General features: G+C 39.1%; 21 protein-coding genes. 18 read left to right on the top strand and 3 right to left on the bottom strand.

What is annotated here, in order from left to right:
- The first annotated feature begins 46 nt into the window (after positions 1 to 46).
- Positions 47 to 1,069, top strand: a complete 1,023-nt coding sequence (locus AC6UD8_RS06150) for a linear amide C-N hydrolase (protein ID WP_500699800.1) — start codon at positions 47 to 49, stop codon at positions 1,067 to 1,069.
- Between the two features lie 74 nt (positions 1,070 to 1,143).
- Complete coding sequence (locus AC6UD8_RS06145; RefSeq protein ID WP_500699801.1) at positions 1,144 to 2,148, top strand: serine hydrolase domain-containing protein; 1,005 nt, start codon at positions 1,144 to 1,146, stop codon at positions 2,146 to 2,148.
- A gap of 45 nt (positions 2,149 to 2,193) precedes the next feature.
- Here the strand turns inward: AC6UD8_RS06145 and AC6UD8_RS06140 are convergent, their stop codons facing one another.
- Positions 2,194 to 4,584: a Xaa-Pro dipeptidyl-peptidase gene (locus AC6UD8_RS06140; RefSeq protein ID WP_500699802.1), complete on the bottom strand. Its 2,391-nt coding sequence runs from the start codon at positions 4,582 to 4,584 to the stop codon at positions 2,194 to 2,196.
- Between the two features lie 123 nt (positions 4,585 to 4,707).
- Here AC6UD8_RS06140 and AC6UD8_RS06135 point away from each other — a divergent pair, with 123 nt between their 5' ends.
- Complete coding sequence (locus AC6UD8_RS06135; RefSeq protein ID WP_500699803.1) at positions 4,708 to 5,064, top strand: DUF1516 family protein; 357 nt, start codon at positions 4,708 to 4,710, stop codon at positions 5,062 to 5,064.
- Between the two features lie 39 nt (positions 5,065 to 5,103).
- Here AC6UD8_RS06135 and AC6UD8_RS06130 read toward each other — a convergent pair whose 3' ends face one another.
- Both AC6UD8_RS06130 and AC6UD8_RS06125 read right to left on the bottom strand, forming a co-directional pair.
- Complete coding sequence (locus AC6UD8_RS06130; RefSeq protein ID WP_500699804.1) at positions 5,104 to 5,808, bottom strand: type 1 glutamine amidotransferase; 705 nt, start codon at positions 5,806 to 5,808, stop codon at positions 5,104 to 5,106.
- Positions 5,808 to 7,160, bottom strand: coding sequence for a MurT ligase domain-containing protein (locus AC6UD8_RS06125; protein ID WP_500694345.1), 1,353 nt, complete (start codon positions 7,158 to 7,160; stop codon positions 5,808 to 5,810). Before AC6UD8_RS06125 ends, AC6UD8_RS06130 begins: the two co-directional genes overlap by 1 nt.
- 230 nt (positions 7,161 to 7,390) lie before the next feature.
- Here AC6UD8_RS06125 and AC6UD8_RS06120 point away from each other — a divergent pair, with 230 nt between their 5' ends.
- The 15 genes from AC6UD8_RS06120 to AC6UD8_RS06050 all read left to right on the top strand — a co-directional run bounded on the left by AC6UD8_RS06120 (position 7,391) and on the right by AC6UD8_RS06050 (position 20,019).
- On the top strand, positions 7,391 to 7,963 hold the full coding sequence (locus tag AC6UD8_RS06120; protein WP_500694424.1) for a thymidine kinase: 573 nt from the start codon (positions 7,391 to 7,393) through the stop codon (positions 7,961 to 7,963).
- Positions 7,964 to 7,983: 20 nt separating this feature from the next.
- Complete coding sequence (gene prfA / locus AC6UD8_RS06115; RefSeq protein ID WP_500694425.1) at positions 7,984 to 9,072, top strand: peptide chain release factor 1; 1,089 nt, start codon at positions 7,984 to 7,986, stop codon at positions 9,070 to 9,072.
- The gene (gene prmC, locus AC6UD8_RS06110) at positions 9,056 to 9,907 is read left to right on the top strand and encodes a peptide chain release factor N(5)-glutamine methyltransferase (protein WP_500699805.1); all 852 of its coding nucleotides are present in this window, start codon (positions 9,056 to 9,058) and stop codon (positions 9,905 to 9,907) included. Before prfA ends, prmC begins: the two co-directional genes overlap by 17 nt.
- 15 nt (positions 9,908 to 9,922) lie before the next feature.
- On the top strand, positions 9,923 to 10,936 hold the full coding sequence (locus tag AC6UD8_RS06105; protein WP_500699806.1) for an L-threonylcarbamoyladenylate synthase: 1,014 nt from the start codon (positions 9,923 to 9,925) through the stop codon (positions 10,934 to 10,936).
- Positions 10,937 to 10,972: 36 nt separating this feature from the next.
- Positions 10,973 to 12,217 carry a serine hydroxymethyltransferase gene (gene glyA, locus AC6UD8_RS06100; RefSeq protein ID WP_500699807.1) on the top strand — a complete coding sequence of 415 codons (1,245 nt, stop codon included), beginning with the start codon at positions 10,973 to 10,975 and terminating at the stop codon, positions 12,215 to 12,217.
- Between the two features lie 71 nt (positions 12,218 to 12,288).
- Entirely contained in the window at positions 12,289 to 12,921 is a 633-nt protein-coding gene (upp, locus tag AC6UD8_RS06095) for a uracil phosphoribosyltransferase (RefSeq protein WP_500694349.1), read from the top strand.
- Between the two features lie 298 nt (positions 12,922 to 13,219).
- Positions 13,220 to 13,930, top strand: a complete 711-nt coding sequence (gene atpB / locus AC6UD8_RS06090) for a F0F1 ATP synthase subunit A (RefSeq protein WP_500694350.1) — start codon at positions 13,220 to 13,222, stop codon at positions 13,928 to 13,930.
- Positions 13,931 to 13,950: 20 nt separating this feature from the next.
- Complete coding sequence (atpE, locus tag AC6UD8_RS06085) at positions 13,951 to 14,163, top strand: F0F1 ATP synthase subunit C (protein ID WP_010021947.1); 213 nt, start codon at positions 13,951 to 13,953, stop codon at positions 14,161 to 14,163.
- Positions 14,164 to 14,204: 41 nt separating this feature from the next.
- Positions 14,205 to 14,723 (top strand): F0F1 ATP synthase subunit B, encoded by a 519-nt coding sequence (gene atpF / locus AC6UD8_RS06080; RefSeq protein WP_500694351.1) that lies wholly within the window; start codon positions 14,205 to 14,207, stop codon positions 14,721 to 14,723.
- Positions 14,710 to 15,252: an ATP synthase F1 subunit delta gene (gene atpH / locus AC6UD8_RS06075; RefSeq protein ID WP_500694352.1), complete on the top strand. Its 543-nt coding sequence runs from the start codon at positions 14,710 to 14,712 to the stop codon at positions 15,250 to 15,252. The genes atpF and atpH overlap by 14 nt, the downstream gene beginning before the upstream one ends.
- 36 nt (positions 15,253 to 15,288) lie before the next feature.
- Positions 15,289 to 16,824 carry a F0F1 ATP synthase subunit alpha gene (gene atpA / locus AC6UD8_RS06070; protein ID WP_500694353.1) on the top strand — a complete coding sequence of 512 codons (1,536 nt, stop codon included), beginning with the start codon at positions 15,289 to 15,291 and terminating at the stop codon, positions 16,822 to 16,824.
- Positions 16,825 to 16,846: 22 nt separating this feature from the next.
- On the top strand, positions 16,847 to 17,773 hold the full coding sequence (locus AC6UD8_RS06065) for a F0F1 ATP synthase subunit gamma (protein WP_500694354.1): 927 nt from the start codon (positions 16,847 to 16,849) through the stop codon (positions 17,771 to 17,773).
- A gap of 23 nt (positions 17,774 to 17,796) precedes the next feature.
- Positions 17,797 to 19,221: a F0F1 ATP synthase subunit beta gene (gene atpD / locus AC6UD8_RS06060; RefSeq protein WP_500694355.1), complete on the top strand. Its 1,425-nt coding sequence runs from the start codon at positions 17,797 to 17,799 to the stop codon at positions 19,219 to 19,221.
- Between the two features lie 13 nt (positions 19,222 to 19,234).
- A complete protein-coding gene (locus AC6UD8_RS06055) occupies positions 19,235 to 19,663 on the top strand; it encodes a F0F1 ATP synthase subunit epsilon (RefSeq protein ID WP_500694356.1) in 429 nt (142 codons plus the stop codon).
- Between the two features lie 125 nt (positions 19,664 to 19,788).
- The gene (locus AC6UD8_RS06050; protein WP_500694357.1) at positions 19,789 to 20,019 is read left to right on the top strand and encodes a DUF1146 family protein; all 231 of its coding nucleotides are present in this window, start codon (positions 19,789 to 19,791) and stop codon (positions 20,017 to 20,019) included.
- The last annotated feature ends 17 nt before the right edge of the window (positions 20,020 to 20,036 follow it).

Here is a 20,036-nt window from a genome sequence, read left to right as displayed (position 1 = left end):
TTTATAAATAAAATTTTTTATAAATAAATATGAGGAGGATTTGGATATGTGTACTTCAATTATTATTAAATCTACGGATGGTCATCCGTTTTGGGGCCGTACGATGGACTTTATGGTTTCACTTTTTGATTCTCATAACGAAAAAGCGGCTGTCTCAACTAAAATCGTAAATATTCCCGCAAATCAGATAATTCAGTCAAAATTAAAAAACTGGCGTAGCAAGTATGCAGTTATGGGGATTGGACCTGACGAAGGGAGTCTTCTGTTTGATGGGATCAATGAAAAGGGAATCACCGGAGATCTCCAGGTTCTTCTGGAAACCACTCATGGAAGTGAAACAGATTTAAAAGCTCGTAATCTAACACCAGTTTTTGGTGAGGAATTTGGGACATATGTTTTAACTCAATGTGCGACGCTTGATGACATCAGAAGACTCGCTAAGACCACTGGATTGATTGATAAAGCTTATGTTTTTCATGGAAAAGCTGGCAAGCTTCATCTTCATTACACCTTTTCTGATGAAAACGGGAATTCCATTGTGCTTGAAGCAACGGACAATGGTGTATTTAAAATATACGATAGTATTGGGGTGATGACCAATAGTCCACGATATTCATTTCATACTACTAACCTCAGAAATTACGTTTCGTTAAATGCTTATAATCAGAAGCCGACTAAGATTGGTGGAAAATTACCGGTTAATCCAATCGAAGGTGGTACTGGATATGGAATGTTTGGGCTTCCAGGAGATTATTCTTCACCATCGCGGTTTATTCGGGCAACTTTTATCTCTAAAAACATTGATGAGTTTTCAGATGATGAAGGAATAAGCACTTTATACAATTGCTTTAAGCCATTCATCGTTCCAAAGGGTATCAGTCGAAATCCTGATTTTCCGCAACAGTGTGATTTTACTCAGTATTGGGTTGGTTATGATGTTAAGAACAGGACCTTGTATTTACAAACACCAAGCTGTCCGACGATGACCCGTGCTACTCTTGATCCTAACCGCACTGAAATTGAGAAATTTGACGTTGATCAGACGTGGAAAGTTAATGAGCTTCAGTAAATTCAATTTGGAGGCAATTTGCTCTCTTAATTTTTAGAGAAATTGGTATAATTGAGGTTATTAGGAGAATAAAAATGAATTTTTCAAAGACAAAAGCTAAAATAAAAAAAATGATTGAAAGCCAGAGTATTCCAGGAGCGGCATTTTCGTTTATCACTGGGATGAACGTTGAAAGTGATGAAATGGGATTGAAGCAAGTGGAGCCAACGAAAGAAGTCGTTGGACCAAACGACGTTTACGATATTGCTTCTTTGACTAAAGTTGTCGGGACCCTGCCGGTTATCATGCGATTACTTCAAGATGGGCGAATTCACTTGGATGATTCTGTTTCCGACTATTTACCAGAATGGAAGTATCCGGAGGTTACAATTCGTCACTTGTTGACTCATACGTCCGGGATTGAAGGGTACATTCCCAATCGAAATCTGATGAACATCAATCAGCTTCGTGAGGCTCTTTTAGGTCTTCATGTGGGCAATAATTTTAACAAGCAAATGAAATACGAAGACGTGAACTATATTTTCTTAGGATGGATTGCTGGGTTGGTAATGGGAATTCCTATTCAACCACTGATTACGCAAATGGTCCTAAAACCACTTGGTTTAAATGACACGACTTTTCACCCAGAAGTGCAACGTTCTGTTCCCACTACATACAATGAAGAAACCCGTACTAATTTGCAGGGTGAAGTTCATGACCCGAAGGCGCAAATCTTGGGCGATGATTGTGGTTCAGCTGGGATGTTTAGTACTTTAAATGACTTGTCTCGTTTTGCCCAGTGGATGCTTCAGGTTAATAGTCGTAGTAGCATCTTTAATAATGAGACGTTTGATGAATTGTATACCGATCAGACGCCGATGGAAGATGGCACCCGGTCATTTGGATGGGCTTTAGCTGATTACGAAGGCCATCCATACATTTGGCAGTCTGGTTATACAGGGGTGGTAATTGTACTCAATCGGGACCAGAAGAGTGGTTTTGTCTTTTTGTCTAATCGGGTTCACCCCCACTTAAGTGATCATTTCATGGAAGATCGAAATGACTTAATTAACACCTATCTTTACGAATTATTTAATTAGATAAAAAAACACGTTTACCTTATTTTTAAGGCAAACGTGTTTTTCTTATTTATGAGGAACTTTAAGATAACTGTTTTCTAGATCAATGGTGTACTCAATCTCTTGGTTCCCACGCTGAGTCATCTGAAAGTCAGTTCCGTATAGTACTAGTCCAAGCTTTCTGCCAGCTGGAAGGTGATAGAAGGTTGGTTGTAACGTTAAGTCAACATCATAAAATTGGTTTGGGACCAATTGATCGTTTTGATAAGCGGAATGGCGATTCTGAAGGTTCATATGTCCAAACGAGATCATTTTATTTGGTGTTGAATGCTTATTTAAGGTGAATTCCCGTAGATCATCCGTGTACCATCTGTGCCCTAGTAGAATTCCCTTGGGCTCAAGAATGGTAGGGGTAACATTTAATCTTTTAGCATCCCCGTAATCAACCAATTGAGCTGACAGGATTCCGACGTTCTTAGACGTGGCAATACGCAGGTGAAGAATACTAAATCCCGAAATGATTTGCTCTTCACTAAGAGGTAAAGTCTTAAAGATCAAACGGTGTCCCTTTAACGGACTGTTTGGATCAAGTAAATCTTTTTCCCACCGTGTTGGATGAGAACAGTATGCCTTAAATCGCGACAAATCCAACTGATCTTGGTATTTAAGTTGGCCTTTGTTTGAAGTTTTGCTTAGTTTTTCATCATTTAAGTAGTATTTTTTACTATGATTATCAAGCCAGTTATTCTTTTTGTTCCACGTTTCCGGCTTGACGTTGTCTTGTACAATCATATTTGGAATTTTATTCATTACATCGTTTTCAATCCCATATAACTCATGTGAAATCCACATGTTGACGATATCGTTGAAATCAAACGAACGAAAGGCGTTGATGTAAATGTGTTGACCTTGGTGAAGGATAATCTTTTGATTGATTGGAAGAGACTTGATTCCTTGCCATAGTTTAGCTGCGTTGACTGGTTTAACATTCCAATCGTTCAGGCCCTGCACAAGCAAGACATCGGCTTTAATGTTTTTAACGTTGTTTCGGTAGTTTCTTTTGTCCCAAAATTCGTTGTAATTCCCGGTAGTAAGGTCCATCTGTTTTTGCATAATTGATAAGTAGCGATCAAAGAAAGGACGGATCTGGAAATTATCACCAGGATTGAGACTTCTACTGAATGTCTCGGCCGCTAAAACGTCAGCGTCTTCTCCCTGAAATCCACCCGGAGCCATTACCAGACCATTTTCACGATAATAGTCGTACCAAGAAGAGATGGCGGCTTCTGAAATAATGGTTTTAAGGCCGTTCACTCCAGTGGTTGCTGCAGCATTGGCAAGGGTTCCTAGGTATGATCGTCCGGTCATTGCTACGTTACCATTGGACCAGTCAGCTTTGATCTCGATGTTGTCCATTCGGTTGGTGAATGCTCGCCGTTTATGATTAAGCCATTCAATTACTGCAACTGTTGAATCTGTTTGTTCGGGGGAACCACACGTCTGAATTCCGTCAGAATCTTTGGTTCCAATACCAGCTGAATAAACTACTGCATATCCCCGCATTAAGAAGTAGTCATTTAAGGTATAACCCGGCTTTGCAACGTGTCCCTCAATGGCTTCATCGGAAAAACCCTTTGGTGTTCTAGTACTAAATTTTTGGGGTTGTTCTTCATACATAATGTCAGAATAAATGGTATCATCTGGTTCCTTTCGAATAATTGGTTTGTTTACATCATGAGTGATTTGGTCTCCAAGCGCATCGTTTGTCCCTTGGTAGTACGGACTAGCCGTATAAAGAGTTCCTAGCTTGAAGCTAGTTTGGGGACGAGTAATCTCAACTTTGATTAGATCAGCTTTTCCGTCCTTATCAGAATCAGTGTCGGTTTCAACGTAGACTGTCTCATAAATGAGGTCTTCTGGTTCAAAAATGGCCTGCGCTTTGCCATTAAAGAAGAGGGGCTTATCTTTTGGAAATCCCTTAAAGAATCCCTGGTTTGCTAAGTGATCAAGGTATGTTTGACCAGTCTTGTTATGAGTGGTTAGTAGAAGGTACCAAGCTTGAAGTAAGTCGTCTATGTCCCACTGATCAGGTTTATTGAAGTACTCCAAGTTAATTTTTTTCATTGCTTTCAGTGGTTCATCAACCTGAAAGTCGACGTCTGCTTGAAATTCAAGCAGTTGGAGGGCCACTAGATAGAAAACCCGTTGGTTGACTTCACCATTATTTTGCAAATAATCACCAAGTCGTTTATCTGGAGTCGCTAGTCGATTATTCAATTGCTCCATTTGACCACTTTTATTGTTTACGTTAATAAGCGTTTTACTAAGTAATTTCAAAAATGCTTCTGAAACGGTTTTAGAATTTTCGATTTCGGTTGGATTAAAGCCAACTTGGACTAACTCCCGTTTGGCGGTGTTAAGGTTAACTGGTATTTGTGCAAACTGATTATTTTTCATGTTATCCACCACTCCCTCTTTTCAGTAATTATGCCATAACCAAAGAACGGTGTTAACGAATTATGACTAAAAGTCCTTATGGATTGTGTATAATGGAGTTAATCTAAATGGGGAAGTGTTATTATGCTAATTTGGATTCATTTATTAACGTGGTTGGGTCTTTTTATTGTGGTTTGTATCGCTCTTTTTTCGAACTGGCATTTTAAAGTCATGACGATGATTGCCAGACTCTGTTATGTGATTTTAATTATTTCAGGAATTTTTCTGATCCCATTTGCATGGGGACGTGATCCAGTCTTGACGATTATCAAGGTTGTTTGCGCGTTACTATTGATTGGTCTGATTGAGATGGCGTTTGCTTTTAAATCACAACAGAAACTTTCAGGATGGTTTTTGTGGATGACCGTGATTGCAATTATAGTGGTGGCAATTCTTGGATTGCTTCTAGCAGGTGGTCGACCGTTTATTCATTTTATGTAAAAAAGAAGCACTACCAATTTAATTGGTAGTGCTTTAATTTTAGAATGATTCAACTTTTACTTTTTTCGTATCATCTGAAAAATCAGTATCGGGATACTTCCTTTCAAGGGCATTAAACATCATACGCTTAGCCAAGTTACCGTTTCGGGCTAAAATAGGGCCATGAAAGTAGGTACAGACGGTGTTTTTGTAAATGGCACCTTCTGTACCATCCTTGCCGTTGTTGCCATGTCCCTTAATGACTTTTCCCAGTGCTCGTTCACTTGGTCCTAAGTAGGTCACTCCAGCGTGGTTTTCAAAGCCATGGTATTTTTCCTTGGTTTGTTCGTTTTGAATTTCAATGTTTCCAATGAAACGATTGTCCTTCATTGCATCCGTGTAGTGATCAAGGGCACCAATGCCAGGAAGCTTTTCGCCATTAGCTGCAACGTAGTAGTTTCCAAGTAACTGGAAGCCACCACAAATTGCAATAACAGGCTTGCCTTGTTCAATGAAACGTTTAATTTCATCTTTCTTGGTTTGAATGTCTTTTGAAACAATGGTTTGTTCAAAGTCTTGTCCACCACCGAAAACCATGAAATCATAATCGTCAGCGTTGAACCCTTCTTCTAAACTAACAACGTTTGAGGTGACCTCAACGCCAATCTGTTTAGCGTAATATCGTAACGACAAAATGTTCCCAATATCACCGTAAGTATTCATTAAGTCACCATATAAGTGAGCCACTCGAATGGTTTTTGTCATTAGTCCATTCCTCCTTTAATGAATCCCTTTTGTGCTAGTAAGTGTCTGAATTGAAGCATAGCCGTGTAAGTGGCCAAAACGTAAACCTTTTTAGTGGGGAGCTGTTTAATTTGTTCTAAGACTTTTTCAATGTTTGGTTCAATGATGTGATTGTCGTCATGAACCCCAGCAACCTTTAGCCTGAAAGTAATGTCTTTGTATCGTTCACCACCTGAAATGAATTTTTTAATGTTCATCTTTGGTAGACGTTCAAAGTCGCCATCCCAGATCCAACTCGTGTCAATTCCGTCAGCATAGTTAGCATTTTCAAGAAAGACAAACGAAAATGGTTCTTTTTCATGAGAAATCATATCAATGACTTGGTTAAGTCCAACTGGATTTTTAACTAACACAATGGTTACTTCCTTGTCACCAACTTTGATTTCTTCTTGTCGGCCAAAGAGTCGTTTGTTGGTTTCAAAAGCGTGTTTAATTTGATCAGGACGAACTCCCATTTGTCGACCGGCCGCATAAGCAGCTAGGGCATTGTAAATATTGTACGTCCCACCGACGTCAATCGAATACTGATTTCCATCAATGTCGAAGGTCGAACTAGTAGGGGTTTCGTCCACCACTTTGGTGACTTTGTAATCTAGTTCTGGGCGATGGAAACCGCAGTTGGGGCAGAAATAGTCACCTAAATTTCCGTAAGTGATGTAATGGTAGTGCATAATGTGTGAACAAACGGGACAAAGGACCCCATCCGTGTTGGGAGCTGCCTTGATGTCTTTATCAGCTGGTTGATCTTGAAAGCCATAGAACACTTGTTGATTTGGCATTTTTTTAGAGTTAAAAATGGCGGAATCACCGTTTGCAACCACTAAGGCCTCTGGAGCTAGTAAGATCCCATTTAAGATTTTTTGGTAGGTAGTGTAAATCTCACCATAACGATCCAGTTGGTCACGGAAGATATTAGTCAAAACAAACATCTTTGGTTTGATGGCCTTAACAACCGGTTTTACGTTGGCCTCGTCAACTTCTAAGACTGCAATTGGATTTTCACCATATTTGGGATGCTTTGCTTGTAAAAAGGTTGAGACAATTCCCTGAGTCATGTTAGATCCAGTTGGATTAGTCAGAATTTGATCATATTCTTCCTTTAGGACTTGAACGATCAGTGCGGTAGTCAAAGTTTTACCGTTCGTTCCTGACACAATAATCACATCGTAATTTTTACCCAGCGTCTTTAAAATATTGGGATCAATTGCAGTGGTTATTTTTCCTGGTAATGAGCTACCACGGTGCAAAAAATTATGCAGGAACCAGTAAGATGACTTACCAGCCATGGTGGCAATTCTACTCTGAAATGACATAATGAGTTCTCCCTTAGAAATGATTAGTTTTGCACAATTAAAATAATTCTATCATAAAATTACGCTTATAAGTAAGAATAGTAACTAATTTAAGAAAAAGCAATTATTCAAATGGTAGAACAAATTTTGAATTTGGATGCGAAAAAGTGGTAAATTCGATATAATGAAAAAGTTAGTGAAAATAGAGAAAAGGTGATAGCTTGGCACAACTATTCTTTCGTTACGGAGCAATGAACAGTGGAAAATCAATCGAAATTATTAAAGTCGCTTATAACTATGAGGAACAGGGTAAATCAGTTATTTTGATGACAAGTGGTGTTGATACCAGGGAAAAGAAGGGGACCATTGCTTCTCGGATTGGGTTCACCCGTAAGGCCCTTTCAATTAATTCCGATTCAAACGTATTTAAAATGGTAAAAGATGAAATTGAAAAGCGCGATGAACCCATTAGTTGTGTGCTAGTTGATGAAGCCCAGTTTTTAAATAAGCATCACATCTTCGAATTAACCGAAGTGGTTGATCAATTACATATTCCGGTCATGGCATTTGGACTTAAAAACGATTTTCAAAATAAATTGTTTGAGGGATCGAAGTATTTACTATTGTATGCGGATAAGATTGAAGAAATGAAAACGATTTGTTGGTTTTGTGAAAAGAAAGCCATTATGAACCTAAGAGTCCATGATGGGAAGCCCGTTTACGAGGGCGAGCAGATCTTTATGGGTGGTAACGAGTCATATTATCCTGTTTGTCGTTATCATTATTTCAATCCTCCGATTGAAGCACAAAAGAATAAGGAGTAATAAGAATGGCTGAAGCCGATATGGATAAAATTTTTGATAAATTACAATCCGTTTCTGACAGATATGATGAATTAAACGAACTAATCAGTGATCCAGAAGTGATTGCTGACACCCAAAAATTCATGAAACTCTCAAAAGAAGAGGGCAGTCTCAGAGAAACGGTTGAAACTTACAATAAGTATAAAAAGATTAGTAAACAATTAGATGATGATGAGACTATGTTAAGAGAAAAACTTGATAGCGAAATGGAAGACATGGTCAAATCCGAGATTAGTGATTTAAAGGATCAGAAAACACAACTTGAAGATCAAATGAAGTTGTTGTTGATTCCAAAGGATCCTAATGACGAGAAAAATATTATCATGGAAATTCGTGGAGCAGCTGGTGGAGATGAGGCCAGTTTGTTTGCAGCGGACTTGTATAACATGTACACCAAGTATGCTGAACGTCAGGGATGGAAGATTGAAGTGATCGATGAAACTGATACTGAAGTTGGTGGTTTTAAAGAGATTGTTTTAATGATCACTGGTGATAAAGTCTATTCCAAGTTAAAGTACGAAAATGGTGCTCACCGAGTACAACGAATTCCTTCCACAGAATCGGCTGGACGAGTTCACACTTCCACAGCTACCGTTGGTGTAATGCCTGAGGAAGAAGATGTGGACATTGACATTGATCCAGGCGATATTCGAACGGATGTCTATCGCTCCTCTGGTGCTGGTGGTCAACATATTAACAAAACTTCATCAGCCGTCCGAATGACCCACCTCCCAACTGGGATTGTGGTTGCAATGCAAGATGAGCGTTCTCAACAACAAAACCGTGCTAAGGCAATGCGAGTTTTGAAAGCGCGTGTCTATGACTACTACAAACAAAAAGAACAGAATGAGTACGATGAGAAACGGAAAGATGCCATTGGAACGGGTGATCGTTCTGAACGAATCCGGACTTACAACTACCCCCAAAATCGAGTTACCGACCATCGCATTGGATTAACCTTGAACAAGTTAGACAAAATCATGGATGGTGATTTAGATGATATTATTGATGCATTAATTGTTTCTGATCAAGCTAAAAAGCTGGAGAAATTGAATGACTCAGAAGCTTAAAAATAACGCAACTGTTTTTGAAGCCCTTAAATGGGCTTCTTTGCGTCTGGAGCAAGAAAATTTGGATCCTGATCAAGGACGCCAGGTGATGAGGTCTTTGATGGGATGGAATTTGACGGATTTGCTGATGAATTATCGGTTTAATTTGTCTGATGATCAGGAAGCTAAATTTATTGAAATGATAGAACGGGTTCTAAATCATGAGCCACTGCAATATGTAATTGGAACTGCCAATTTTTATGGATACACTTTTCAAGTTAATCCCAGTGTTTTGATTCCAAGACCTGAAACGGAAGAATTAGTGGAGTGGATCTTAAATGATTACGATGATCATCCTATTAACGTATTGGATGTTGGAACTGGTAGTGGTGCCATTGCGGTTTCATTAAAAAAGCAACGCCCAAGTTGGAAAATAACTGGTTCTGATATTTCACTTAATGCATTAAAAATTGCTCAAAAAAATGCAACGTCAAATCACACCGAAATTAATTTTGTTCAGAGTGACCTATTTGGCGCTTTTAGTGAACAAAAATTTGACCTGATTGTCTCTAATCCACCATATGTGGGTCAAAATGAGATTAAGTATATGGATGAAAGTGTCTTAAAATATGAACCACGTCAGGCTTTATTTGCTGATAATGATGGGCTTTCAATCTATCAGAGAATTTCGCGTGATGTTGATGCTCATTTAGAGAGGGATGGCTCTCTTTATTTAGAAATTGGCTTTAGACAGGGAGATCCGGTTCAAAAGATTTTGATGAATGATAATAAAAGGCGGTCGGTTCGTCTCCGAAAGGACATGGCAATGCGTGATCGAATGATTAAAATGAAATAAAGGAGAATTTTTAAAATGGATACAAAGATATTTACGCCGGATCAGATTGATGCGGCCGCAGAAGAACTTAAGAAGGGGAACCTCGTTTCTTTTCCCACCGAAACAGTTTACGGACTAGGGGCCGATGCTACTAATGTCTCAGCGGTTAAAAAGGTTTATAAAGCTAAGGGACGTCCAAGTGATAACCCATTAATCGTTCACGTTGCTGATGTTGAGACGGTTGAGAAGTATGCTCAACCGTTAGACGAAGAAGTAAAAAGATTAATGAAAACGTTTTGGCCAGGTCCATTGACAATCATCTTAAAGTTAAAAAGGGGTGCACTTGCTAAAGAAGTTACTGGTGGACTTGATACCGCTGCTTTTCGAAATCCTGATAAACAGTCAACTCTAAATTTGATTAAGGCCGCTGGTGTTCCATTAGTAGGTCCATCAGCAAATACGTCTGGCAAACCCAGTCCGACCCTTGCAAAGCACGTTTATCATGATTTAAATGGTAAAATTGCGGGGATTTTAGACGACGGTGCTACTGACTTTGGGGTTGAATCGACAGTTATTGATATGTCAACGGGGAAGCCAGCAATCTTGCGTCCTGGTGCAGTTACCGTTGACCAGATTGAAAAAGTCGTAGGCCCAGTTGACGATGCCGTTCATCATGTTAGTGCGGATCAGGTTCCAAAGGCTCCTGGAATGAAGTACCGTCATTATGCCCCAGATGCTCAGGTTCAAATTGTTGACCATAAAGATGACTGGAAGCGAGCGGCTGATTGGATTAAAAAACAAGATGGGACTGTGGGAGTTATGGCAACTGACGATGTAATTGATGCAGTTGACTGGCCAAACAATGCAGAAATTTACAGTCTTGGAAGTGATATTAATACGGCCAGTCATTTACTATTTGCCGGACTTCGTCAATTTGATTTAGAAGATGGCGTTGACAATATTTTGACACAGGGATTTACCCCAATTGAATTAGGGGAGGCTTACATGAACCGCTTAAACAAATCCGCAGGACAAAAGCACTTTGAATAGTATACTTAATTCAAATAGTGAAATGAGGTAGATATCATGTCAGACAAAGAGTATGAAAAGATGGATCCTGAACTTTGGGATGCCATTCACGGTGAAAAAAAGCGTCAAGAGGACACAATTGAGTTGATTGCATCCGAGAACATTGCTTCAAAGGGTGTTAGAGCCGCCCAGGGCTCCGTTTTAACCAATAAATATGCGGAAGGCTATCCTGGTCATCGTTATTACGGTGGCTGTGAGTATGTTGATAAAGTGGAGACGCTGGCCATTGAACGAGCAAAAAAGTTATTTGGTGCTGAGTATGTAAACGTGCAACCTCATTCCGGCTCTCAAGCTAATCAGGCTTCATATGCCGCTTTCTTAAAGCCGGGAGATAAGATCCTTGGAATGGACCTAAATGCCGGTGGACACTTGTCACATGGTGCTAAGGTCAACTTTTCTGGTAAGATTTATCAGTCGTTCACTTATGGCGTTAATCCAGAGACTGAGCAACTTGATTACGATCATATTCAAACAATTGCAGAGGAAGTAAAACCGCAAATTATCGTAGCTGGTGCATCTGCCTATAGTCGAATCATTGATTGGCAGAAATTTAGAGAGATTGCTGATAGTGTGGGAGCCTACTTAATGGTAGATATGGCTCACATTGCTGGTCTGGTTGCAACCGGATTACATCCTAGTCCAGTAGGAATTGCCGATGTAGTGACAACTACGACTCATAAAACCTTGCGTGGTCCTCGTGGTGGAATGATTTTAAGCCAAAATAAGTACGCCAAAAAGATTAAATCAGCCGTTTTTCCTGGTACCCAAGGTGGTCCTTTAGAACAAGTAATTGCTGCTAAGGCAGTTGCCTTTCATGAAGATTTACAACCCGATTTTGTTACTTATTCCAAGCAAATTCTTAAAAATGCGAATGCCATGGCTGACGAGTTCAATAATTCCGAACATTTACGAGTAGTTTCTGGTGGAACTGATAATCATTTAATGACCGTTGATCTGACCGATACCGGTTTAAATGGTAAACAAGCTCAAGACATGTTGGATTCATTAATGATTACCACTAACAAGGAAGCAATTCCAAATGAAAAGTTGAAACCAACTTTAACTAGTGGACTACGAATTGGGACTCCCGCGATCACTTCAAGAGGGTTTGATGAGAATGATTCAAAGAAAGTTGCTGATTTAATTATTAAAGCCATTGACAATTACGATCAACCCGATGTTTTGGCTCAAATCAAGAGTGACGTATCCAAATTGTGTAAAGAAAACCCAATTACACGATAAGGAGCTAGAAATTTTTTGGTATTCCTTGTGTTATAATAGGTATAAATATAATACGAAGAGGAGAGTGCGTTATGGGCGAGTTTCACGTAATGGATCATCCGTTGATCCAACATAAATTAAGCATTATTAGAGATAAGAATTGTGGGACACGTGAGTTTAGAGAAGTCGTTAATGAAATTGCTAGTTTGATGGTTTTTGAAGTTGCTCGTGATATGCCACTTAAAGACGTTGAAGTTGAGACACCTGAAGGAACTGCGCACGCTAAGAAATTAGCTGGTAAAAAAGTTGCTGTTGTTCCGATTCTGAGGGCTGGAATTGGAATGGTTGATGGAGTACTTGATCTAATTCCTACAGCCAAAGTTGGTCATATCGGGATGTATCGTGATGAAAAAACCTTTCAGCCTCACGAGTACTTTTTAAAGTTGCCGAGTGATATTGGTGAGAGACAAATCTTTGTGGTTGATCCAATGCTTGCTACGGGTGGATCGGCAATTATGGCGCTTGATGCATTAAAAAAACACGGCGCTAATCCCAAGAACATTAAGTTTGTTTGTTTAGTTGCCGCTCCTGAAGGAGTTAAAGCGGTGCAAAAGGCTGAACCTGAAGTTGACATTTATGCCGCTGCACTTGACGATCATCTTGATCATGGATACATCGTTCCTGGTTTGGGTGATGCTGGTGACCGTTTGTTTGGAACAAAATAAAAATAATAATTTTAAGTGAGAGTTAGTGAACTCCCACTTTTTTGTTAGATTGCTTTACGTAAAGGCCGGGTTTAAGTTTTACCAATTTCAATTGTGAAGTAATTGTTATAAAGACTATAAAATTAGAATTTTTGGTGCTTTATAGCTTTGAAATTTGCCTGAAATGGTGGTATTATTTCATCAGATTTGAATAAGTGAGCTTTTGACTTGTTTGAATATAGAATCGCAATTATTCAACTACTTTTTATGGCACGTTTTTTATTGCGAGTGATAATAGTTGCGAAAAGAGGTGATATCTGTGGAGCCAACTCGTACTTTTCAATTTTTAGGTCTTACTTTCAACGTCAGCAATATGATTTCTGGTGTGATTGTGGCTGTTGTTTTGTTCGCTTTTATATTCGTCTGCTCGAGAAACCTGCAGTTGAAACCAAAGGGGAAACAGAATTTATTGGAGTACATGATTGATTTTACAAATGGAATTATAAAGTCAACGATTGGTAATGATGCGCCTAAGAATTATGGACTATGGGCATTTACGCTATTCTATTTCATCTTAATAGCTAACTTACTTGGTTTGTTCTTGCATATTCAGGTAGGTAATATTGTCTATGTCAAGAGTCCTACGGCCGATCCAATCGTCGCTTTGACGTTCTCATTAATGTCTCTGACATTTGCTATGTATTGTGGTGTTGAGAAACTAGGTTATAAGGGACACTTTAAGGGATTCTTACAACCTGTCTTCTTGTTCCTACCGATCAACCTGCTTGAGGAGCTTACGAACTTCTTAACACTTGGAATTCGTGTTTATGGGAATATCTTTGCTGGTGAATTGTTGGCCGGGATAATTGCTAATTTAGCATTTTCAAATGGATTGTGGCTGATTCCAGTCGCTGCCCCACTTGAGTTAGCATGGCAAGGATTCTCAGTGTTTATTGGCTGTATTCAAGCCTATGTATTTGTAACATTATCATCTGTATATGTTTCTCAAAAATTATCAATTGAGGAATAAGAAAATAGGAGGATTATATTATGGGAGCTATTGCTGCTGGAATCGCAATGTGTGGTGCCGCTATTGGTGCCGGAATTGGTGACGGTTTAATTATTTCCAAGATGCTTGAAGGTATGGCACGCCAACCAGAATTATCAGGAACACTTAGAACTAATATGTTCATTGGTGTTGCCTTAGTTGAAGTTATGCCCATCTTGGCCTTTGTTGTTGCCTTCTTGGTTATGAACAAATAGAGAAAACATTTTCTTAGTTTAGAAAAAGGAGGTGTCAATAGATGTATACACATTTAGTTATTGCGGCTGGATTCAATGTTGGTGATATGCTGTTTTATGCCATCTTGTTCTTACTCTTGATGTGGATTGTTAAGATTTTCGCATGGAAACCCGTCACAAAGATGATGCAAGATCGTGCAACTAAAATTGCCAACGATATTGATTCTGCTGAACAATCACGTAACGATGCTGCTAAGTTAGCCAAAGAACGTGCCGATGCATTACAAAACTCGCATGACGAAGCAACTAAAATCGTTAGTGATGCTGAACAAGCTGGTCAAAAACGTCGCGACACAATTATTTCCGATGCTCAAGATGATGCTAAAACCTTAAAGGATAAAGCTCATAAAGATATCGAACAAGAACGTGAAGACGCTTTAGCAAGTACTAAAGATGATGTGGCAGATTTATCTATTGAGATTGCTTCCAAAATCATTAAAAAGAACTTAAATGCTGATGATCAAAAAGCATTAATCGATTCTTATATTGAAGGGCTAGGTAATCCAAATGAGTCTAGATAAGGTTACGCTTGCCAAAAGATATTCTAATGCGCTCTTTCAAGTACTAGAAGAACATGATGAGTTAGAAACTGGGAACGCTGATTTAATGGCGATTAAAGACATTTTTCAAAGTGACCCTGGTTTATCTATCGCATTAGCAGGGCCAGTACTTGATCTTAAGCAAAAAGATTCGATCATTAATTCTTTGATTGATGGTGCAACTTCTCAGTACGTCAAGAATTTTGTAAAGATGGTCTATGACTATGGGCGTATTAATGATATGGTCGCGATTATTGATGAATTTGGCAAATTATATGATAAGAAGCAAGGAATCGTGCGTGCTAGCGTAGTTACAGCAGTTCCAATGAATGACGAAGAGAAAGACAAGTTAACCAAGACATTTGCCAAAAGGGTTGGTGCTAAAACAGTTGACTTATCTGCGAAAGTAGACAGTAGTATTATTGGCGGTGCGATTTTGTCGTCAGATAACGTTGTTTACGACGGAAGTGTTCGTACTAAAATTAAAGAAGTACGGAATTTGCTCTCTTAGTCGATAAGATATCTATATTGAAGAGGTGAAACTTTTATGAGCATTAAGGCTGAAGAAATTAGTGCCCTAATTAAAAAACAATTAGATGGCTACAAAGACGAACTTAACGTCGACGAGACTGGTGTCGTTACCTATGTTGGTGACGGTGTTGCTCGTGCATATGGTCTAGATAATGCTTTATCCGGTGAATTACTGGAGTTCCAAAATGGTGTTTATGGAATGGTGCAAAACCTCGAAAGCAACGAAGTTGGTATCGTTGTTTTAGGTGACTTTACAGGTATTCGTGAAGGTGACAGTGTTAAAAGAACCGGAAGAATCATGGAAGTTCCTGTTGGAGACAATATGGTTGGACGAGTTGTGAACTCATTAGGCCAACCAATTGATGGTAAAGGTGAGATCAAGACCGATCAAACTGCTCCAATTGAGAAAAAAGCACCTGGAATCATGCAACGTCAAAGTGTTAAACAACCACTACAAACTGGGATCAAGTCAATTGATGCCTTGGTTCCAATTGGTAGAGGCCAACGTGAGTTGATCATTGGTGATCGAAAGACTGGTAAGACTTCAATTGCGATTGATACAATCTTGAACCAAAAAGATCAAGATATGATTTGTATCTACGTTTCAATTGGACAAAAAGATTCAACTGTTAGACAACAAGTAAACACCCTCCAAAAGTACGGTGCGATGGATTACACAATCGTCATGTCAGCTGGTCCATCTGAACCTGCTCCCTTGCTTTACATTGCACCATATGCTGGTGCAACCATGGGTGAGTATTTCATGGACAAGGGTAAAGATGTTTTGATTGTTTTCGATGACTTAACGAAACAAGCTAATGCTTATCGTGAACTTTCCTTAATTTTGAGACGTCCACCTGGCCGTGAAGCTTATCCTGGTGATATTTTCTACACCCACTCACGTTTACTTGAACGTGCTGCTAAGTTGAGTGACAAGATGGGTGGCGGTTCGATGACCGCTCTTCCAATTGTTGAGACGCAAGCAGGGGATGTTTCCGCTTATATTCCAACCAACGTAATTTCAATTACTGATGGTCAGATCTTTTTAAACTCTGACATGTTCTATTCTGGAGACCGTCCAGCCGTTGATGCTGGTACTTCAGTTTCTCGTGTTGGTGGAGATGCCCAAATTAAGGCAATGAAAAAGGTTGCTGGTACATTACGTTTGGATCTTGCTTCATATCATGAACTTGAATCGTTTGCTCAATTCGGTTCTGATCTTGATGAAGCTACTAAAGCTAAGCTGGATCGTGGATCTAGAACGGTGGAAGTCTTAAAGCAACCACTTCATTCGCCACTACCAGTTGAAAAACAAGTTTTGATCTTGTATTGCTTAACTCATGGCTACCTAGATAAAATTGCCGTTGATGATGTTTTAAGATTTCAGGATGAGATCTTCAAATTCTTTGATACAAATTATCCTGACCTACTTGAAAGCATTAAGAAAACTGGTGATCTTCCAGATGAAAAGAAGCTAAACAGTGCAATCCAAGAATTTGCAAGCACCTTTAAGCCTTCAGCTAAAGGTGACAGTATAGTTAATAGTAATTAACTTGAAGGGAGGATAACAACTAATGGCTGAATCGATGAATGATGTAAAGCACAGAATCGCATCGACCAAGAGTACACGTCAGATTACCGAGGCGATGCAGATGGTTTCAACGGTTAAGTTGAACAGAATTCAGGCACATACAGAGAACTATAATCAGTATGTATCTAAGGTTAAGTCTGTAATCGCTCATCTGGCTCAGTCCGATTTGTTAGAGGATAATAAACCTTCAAGTCAAGATTCAAAAAATGCTAAGAAAAAGACCGCCTATATTGTAATTTCATCTGATCGTGGAATGGTTGGAAGCTACAATAGTAATGTAATCAGAGGTGCCAATGAGTTTATTGAAAAGCACACTCCAAATACTGATGATTATATGATTTTAGCAATTGGTGGTAATGGTGCAGACTTCTATAAGAAGCGTGGAGCAAACGTTGCATACGAAAATCGCACCGTTTCAGATGTTCCTACTTATACCGAAGTTCAAGGGATCGTTAAGACCATTACCTCCATGTATAATGATGGAATTTATACTGATTTGTACATTTGTTATAATCACTTCGTTAACCGAATTTCCTCTGATTTTAGGGCTGAAAAGCTTCTTCCCATGGATAAAGAGTCAATTCAATCATCTATGGATGATAAGAATAGTGGTCAAGCTGGATCTGATGTCAAAGTTAAAAACTTGATTGAAGATTATGATATTGAGCCATCCGCTAAGGCTGTGCTTGGTGTTGTAATTCCTCAATATGCTGAAAGTTTAATGTATGGAGCAATCTTGGATGCCAAGACAGCTGAACATGCTTCCAGTTCAACCGCAATGAAATCAGCCACTGATAATGCCGATGATTTGATTTCATCACTTGAACTCAAGTATAACCGGGCACGACAGGCAGCTATCACTACTGAAATTACAGAAATTACTGGTGGTCAAGAAGCATTGAACCATTAATAGATGGGAGGAATTAAAGCATAATGAATACTACTGGTAAAGTACAACAAGTTATCGGGCCAGTTGTTGATGTTAAATTTCCCCTAGACGGTGATTTACCAGAAATTAATACTGCTTTGAACGTTAAAAAGGGTGACAACAAGCAATTAGTTGTTGAAGTTGCTCTTGAGTTAGGTGACGGAGTGGTACGTACCATCGCTATGGACGGAACCGATGGTTTACGTCGTGGGATGGATGTTGAAAATACTGGTGCTCCAATTGAAGTACCAGTAGGTAATGATACTCTAGGTCGAGTATTTAATGTTTTAGGTCAGCCAATTGATGGTGGACCAGAATTTGGTCCTGATCAAACGAGATGGGCCATTCACAGACAACCACCTAAGTACGATGAGTTAAACCCATCGACTGAAGTTCTTGAAACTGGAATTAAAGTTATTGATTTATTAGCTCCATATATTCGTGGAGGTAAAGTTGGATTATTCGGTGGTGCCGGTGTTGGTAAGACCGTTTTGATTCAAGAATTAATTCATAACATTGCTCAGGGTCATAACGGTATTTCCGTTTTCACTGGTGTTGGTGAAAGAACCCGTGAAGGTAATGATATGTACTTTGAAATGAAAGGATCGGGTGTGTTAAAGCATACTGCCATGGTGTATGGTCAGATGAATGAGCCACCTGGTGCTCGTATGCGTGTGGCATTGACGGGTCTTACACTTGCTGAGTACTTTAGAGATGCTGAAGGTGATGATGTTCTTTTATTCATTGATAACATCTTTAGATTTACCCAAGCTGGTACGGAAGTTTCAGCTCTGTTAGGACGTATTCCATCAGCCGTAGGTTATCAGCCTACTCTAGCTACTGAAATGGGACAACTTCAAGAACGAATCACATCAACTAAAAAGGGTGCGATCACTTCAATTCAAGCTGTTTACGTTCCAGCCGATGATTATACCGATCCTGCTCCTGCAACAACGTTTGCCCATTTGGATGCTACCACTAACCTTGAGCGTTCATTAACGCAACAAGGTATTTATCCTGCCGTTGATCCATTGGCATCAACATCATCTGCCCTTTCTCCAGAAATCGTTGGACAAGAACACTTTGACGTTGCAAGTCAAGTTCAACACGTTCTTCAGCGATATCGTGAATTACAAGATATCATTTCAATTCTAGGAATGGATGAATTATCCGACGAAGAAAAGACGATTGTTGGTCGTGCTCGTCGTATTCAATTCTTCTTATCACAAAGTTTCACCGTTGCCGAACAGTTTACGGGTCTTCCAGGTAAGTATGTATCCGTTAAGGATACTATCGCCGGCTTCAAGGGAATTCTTGAAGGTAAGTACGATGATATTCCTGAAGACTGTTTCAGAAACTGTGGTGGAATTGATGATGTCGTTGCAAACTACAACAAACTGAAAGAACAAAAAGCAAGTCAAAGCAAATAGGAGGCTGATCTAATTGGCTGATAATAAATCGTCAGTATTAACCGTTAGTATCGTTACTCCTGATGGCGAGGTTTATTCCAATGATCAAGTCACCATGGCTATCATTGAAACAATGATGGGTGACCTTGGAATTTTAGCTAACCATGTTCCAGTGATTGCTTCTTTAAAAATTGGTGAAACGAGGTTTAAGTTTAACGGAAATGACATGGATACCGTTGCGGTCAATGGTGGATTTGCCGAATTTTCCAATAATACTTTAACCATCGTTGCTGATAGTGCTGAACGTAAAGGTGACATTGATGTATCGAGAGCTACTCATGCCCGAGAGCGTGCAGAACAGAAGATTAAAGATGCTCAATCTAAGAACGATACGGATGCATTGAAACGTGCACAAGTTGCTTTACAAAGAGCTGTTAATAGAATTAATGTTGCACAACATTAATTAAAAAAGAGGAATTTTTTAGTTCCTCTTTTTTGTTACAATTTTTTACATGGACCTCCGATTTACGACAATTGAATGATTTTATGATAGTATATAGTAAGAATGAATATTAGGAGTATCGCGTAATGAATCCATTTGGAGTTGAATCTTTAATAACAATAATTAGTCAGCTATTCTTTATTGCATTAGCTTTTTGGTCTATACAAGGAATTCACTTTGAACGGTTTTTACCAATTCAAGAACGACAGGGGAAGGTCTTGATTGTCCTCCTTTCGATCGTAATTGGTTTTATATGCAGTTCGTTCTTTATGTCATTCATTGATAACTTAAAAAATTTAACAGTACTATTTAAATAATACGTAATAGGAGAGAG

It is taken from the genome of Fructilactobacillus sp. X1R3C1 (assembly GCF_059901545.1).
The sequence above is the reverse complement of the archived record's forward strand: the minus strand, read 5'-3'. Positions and strand labels throughout refer to the sequence as shown.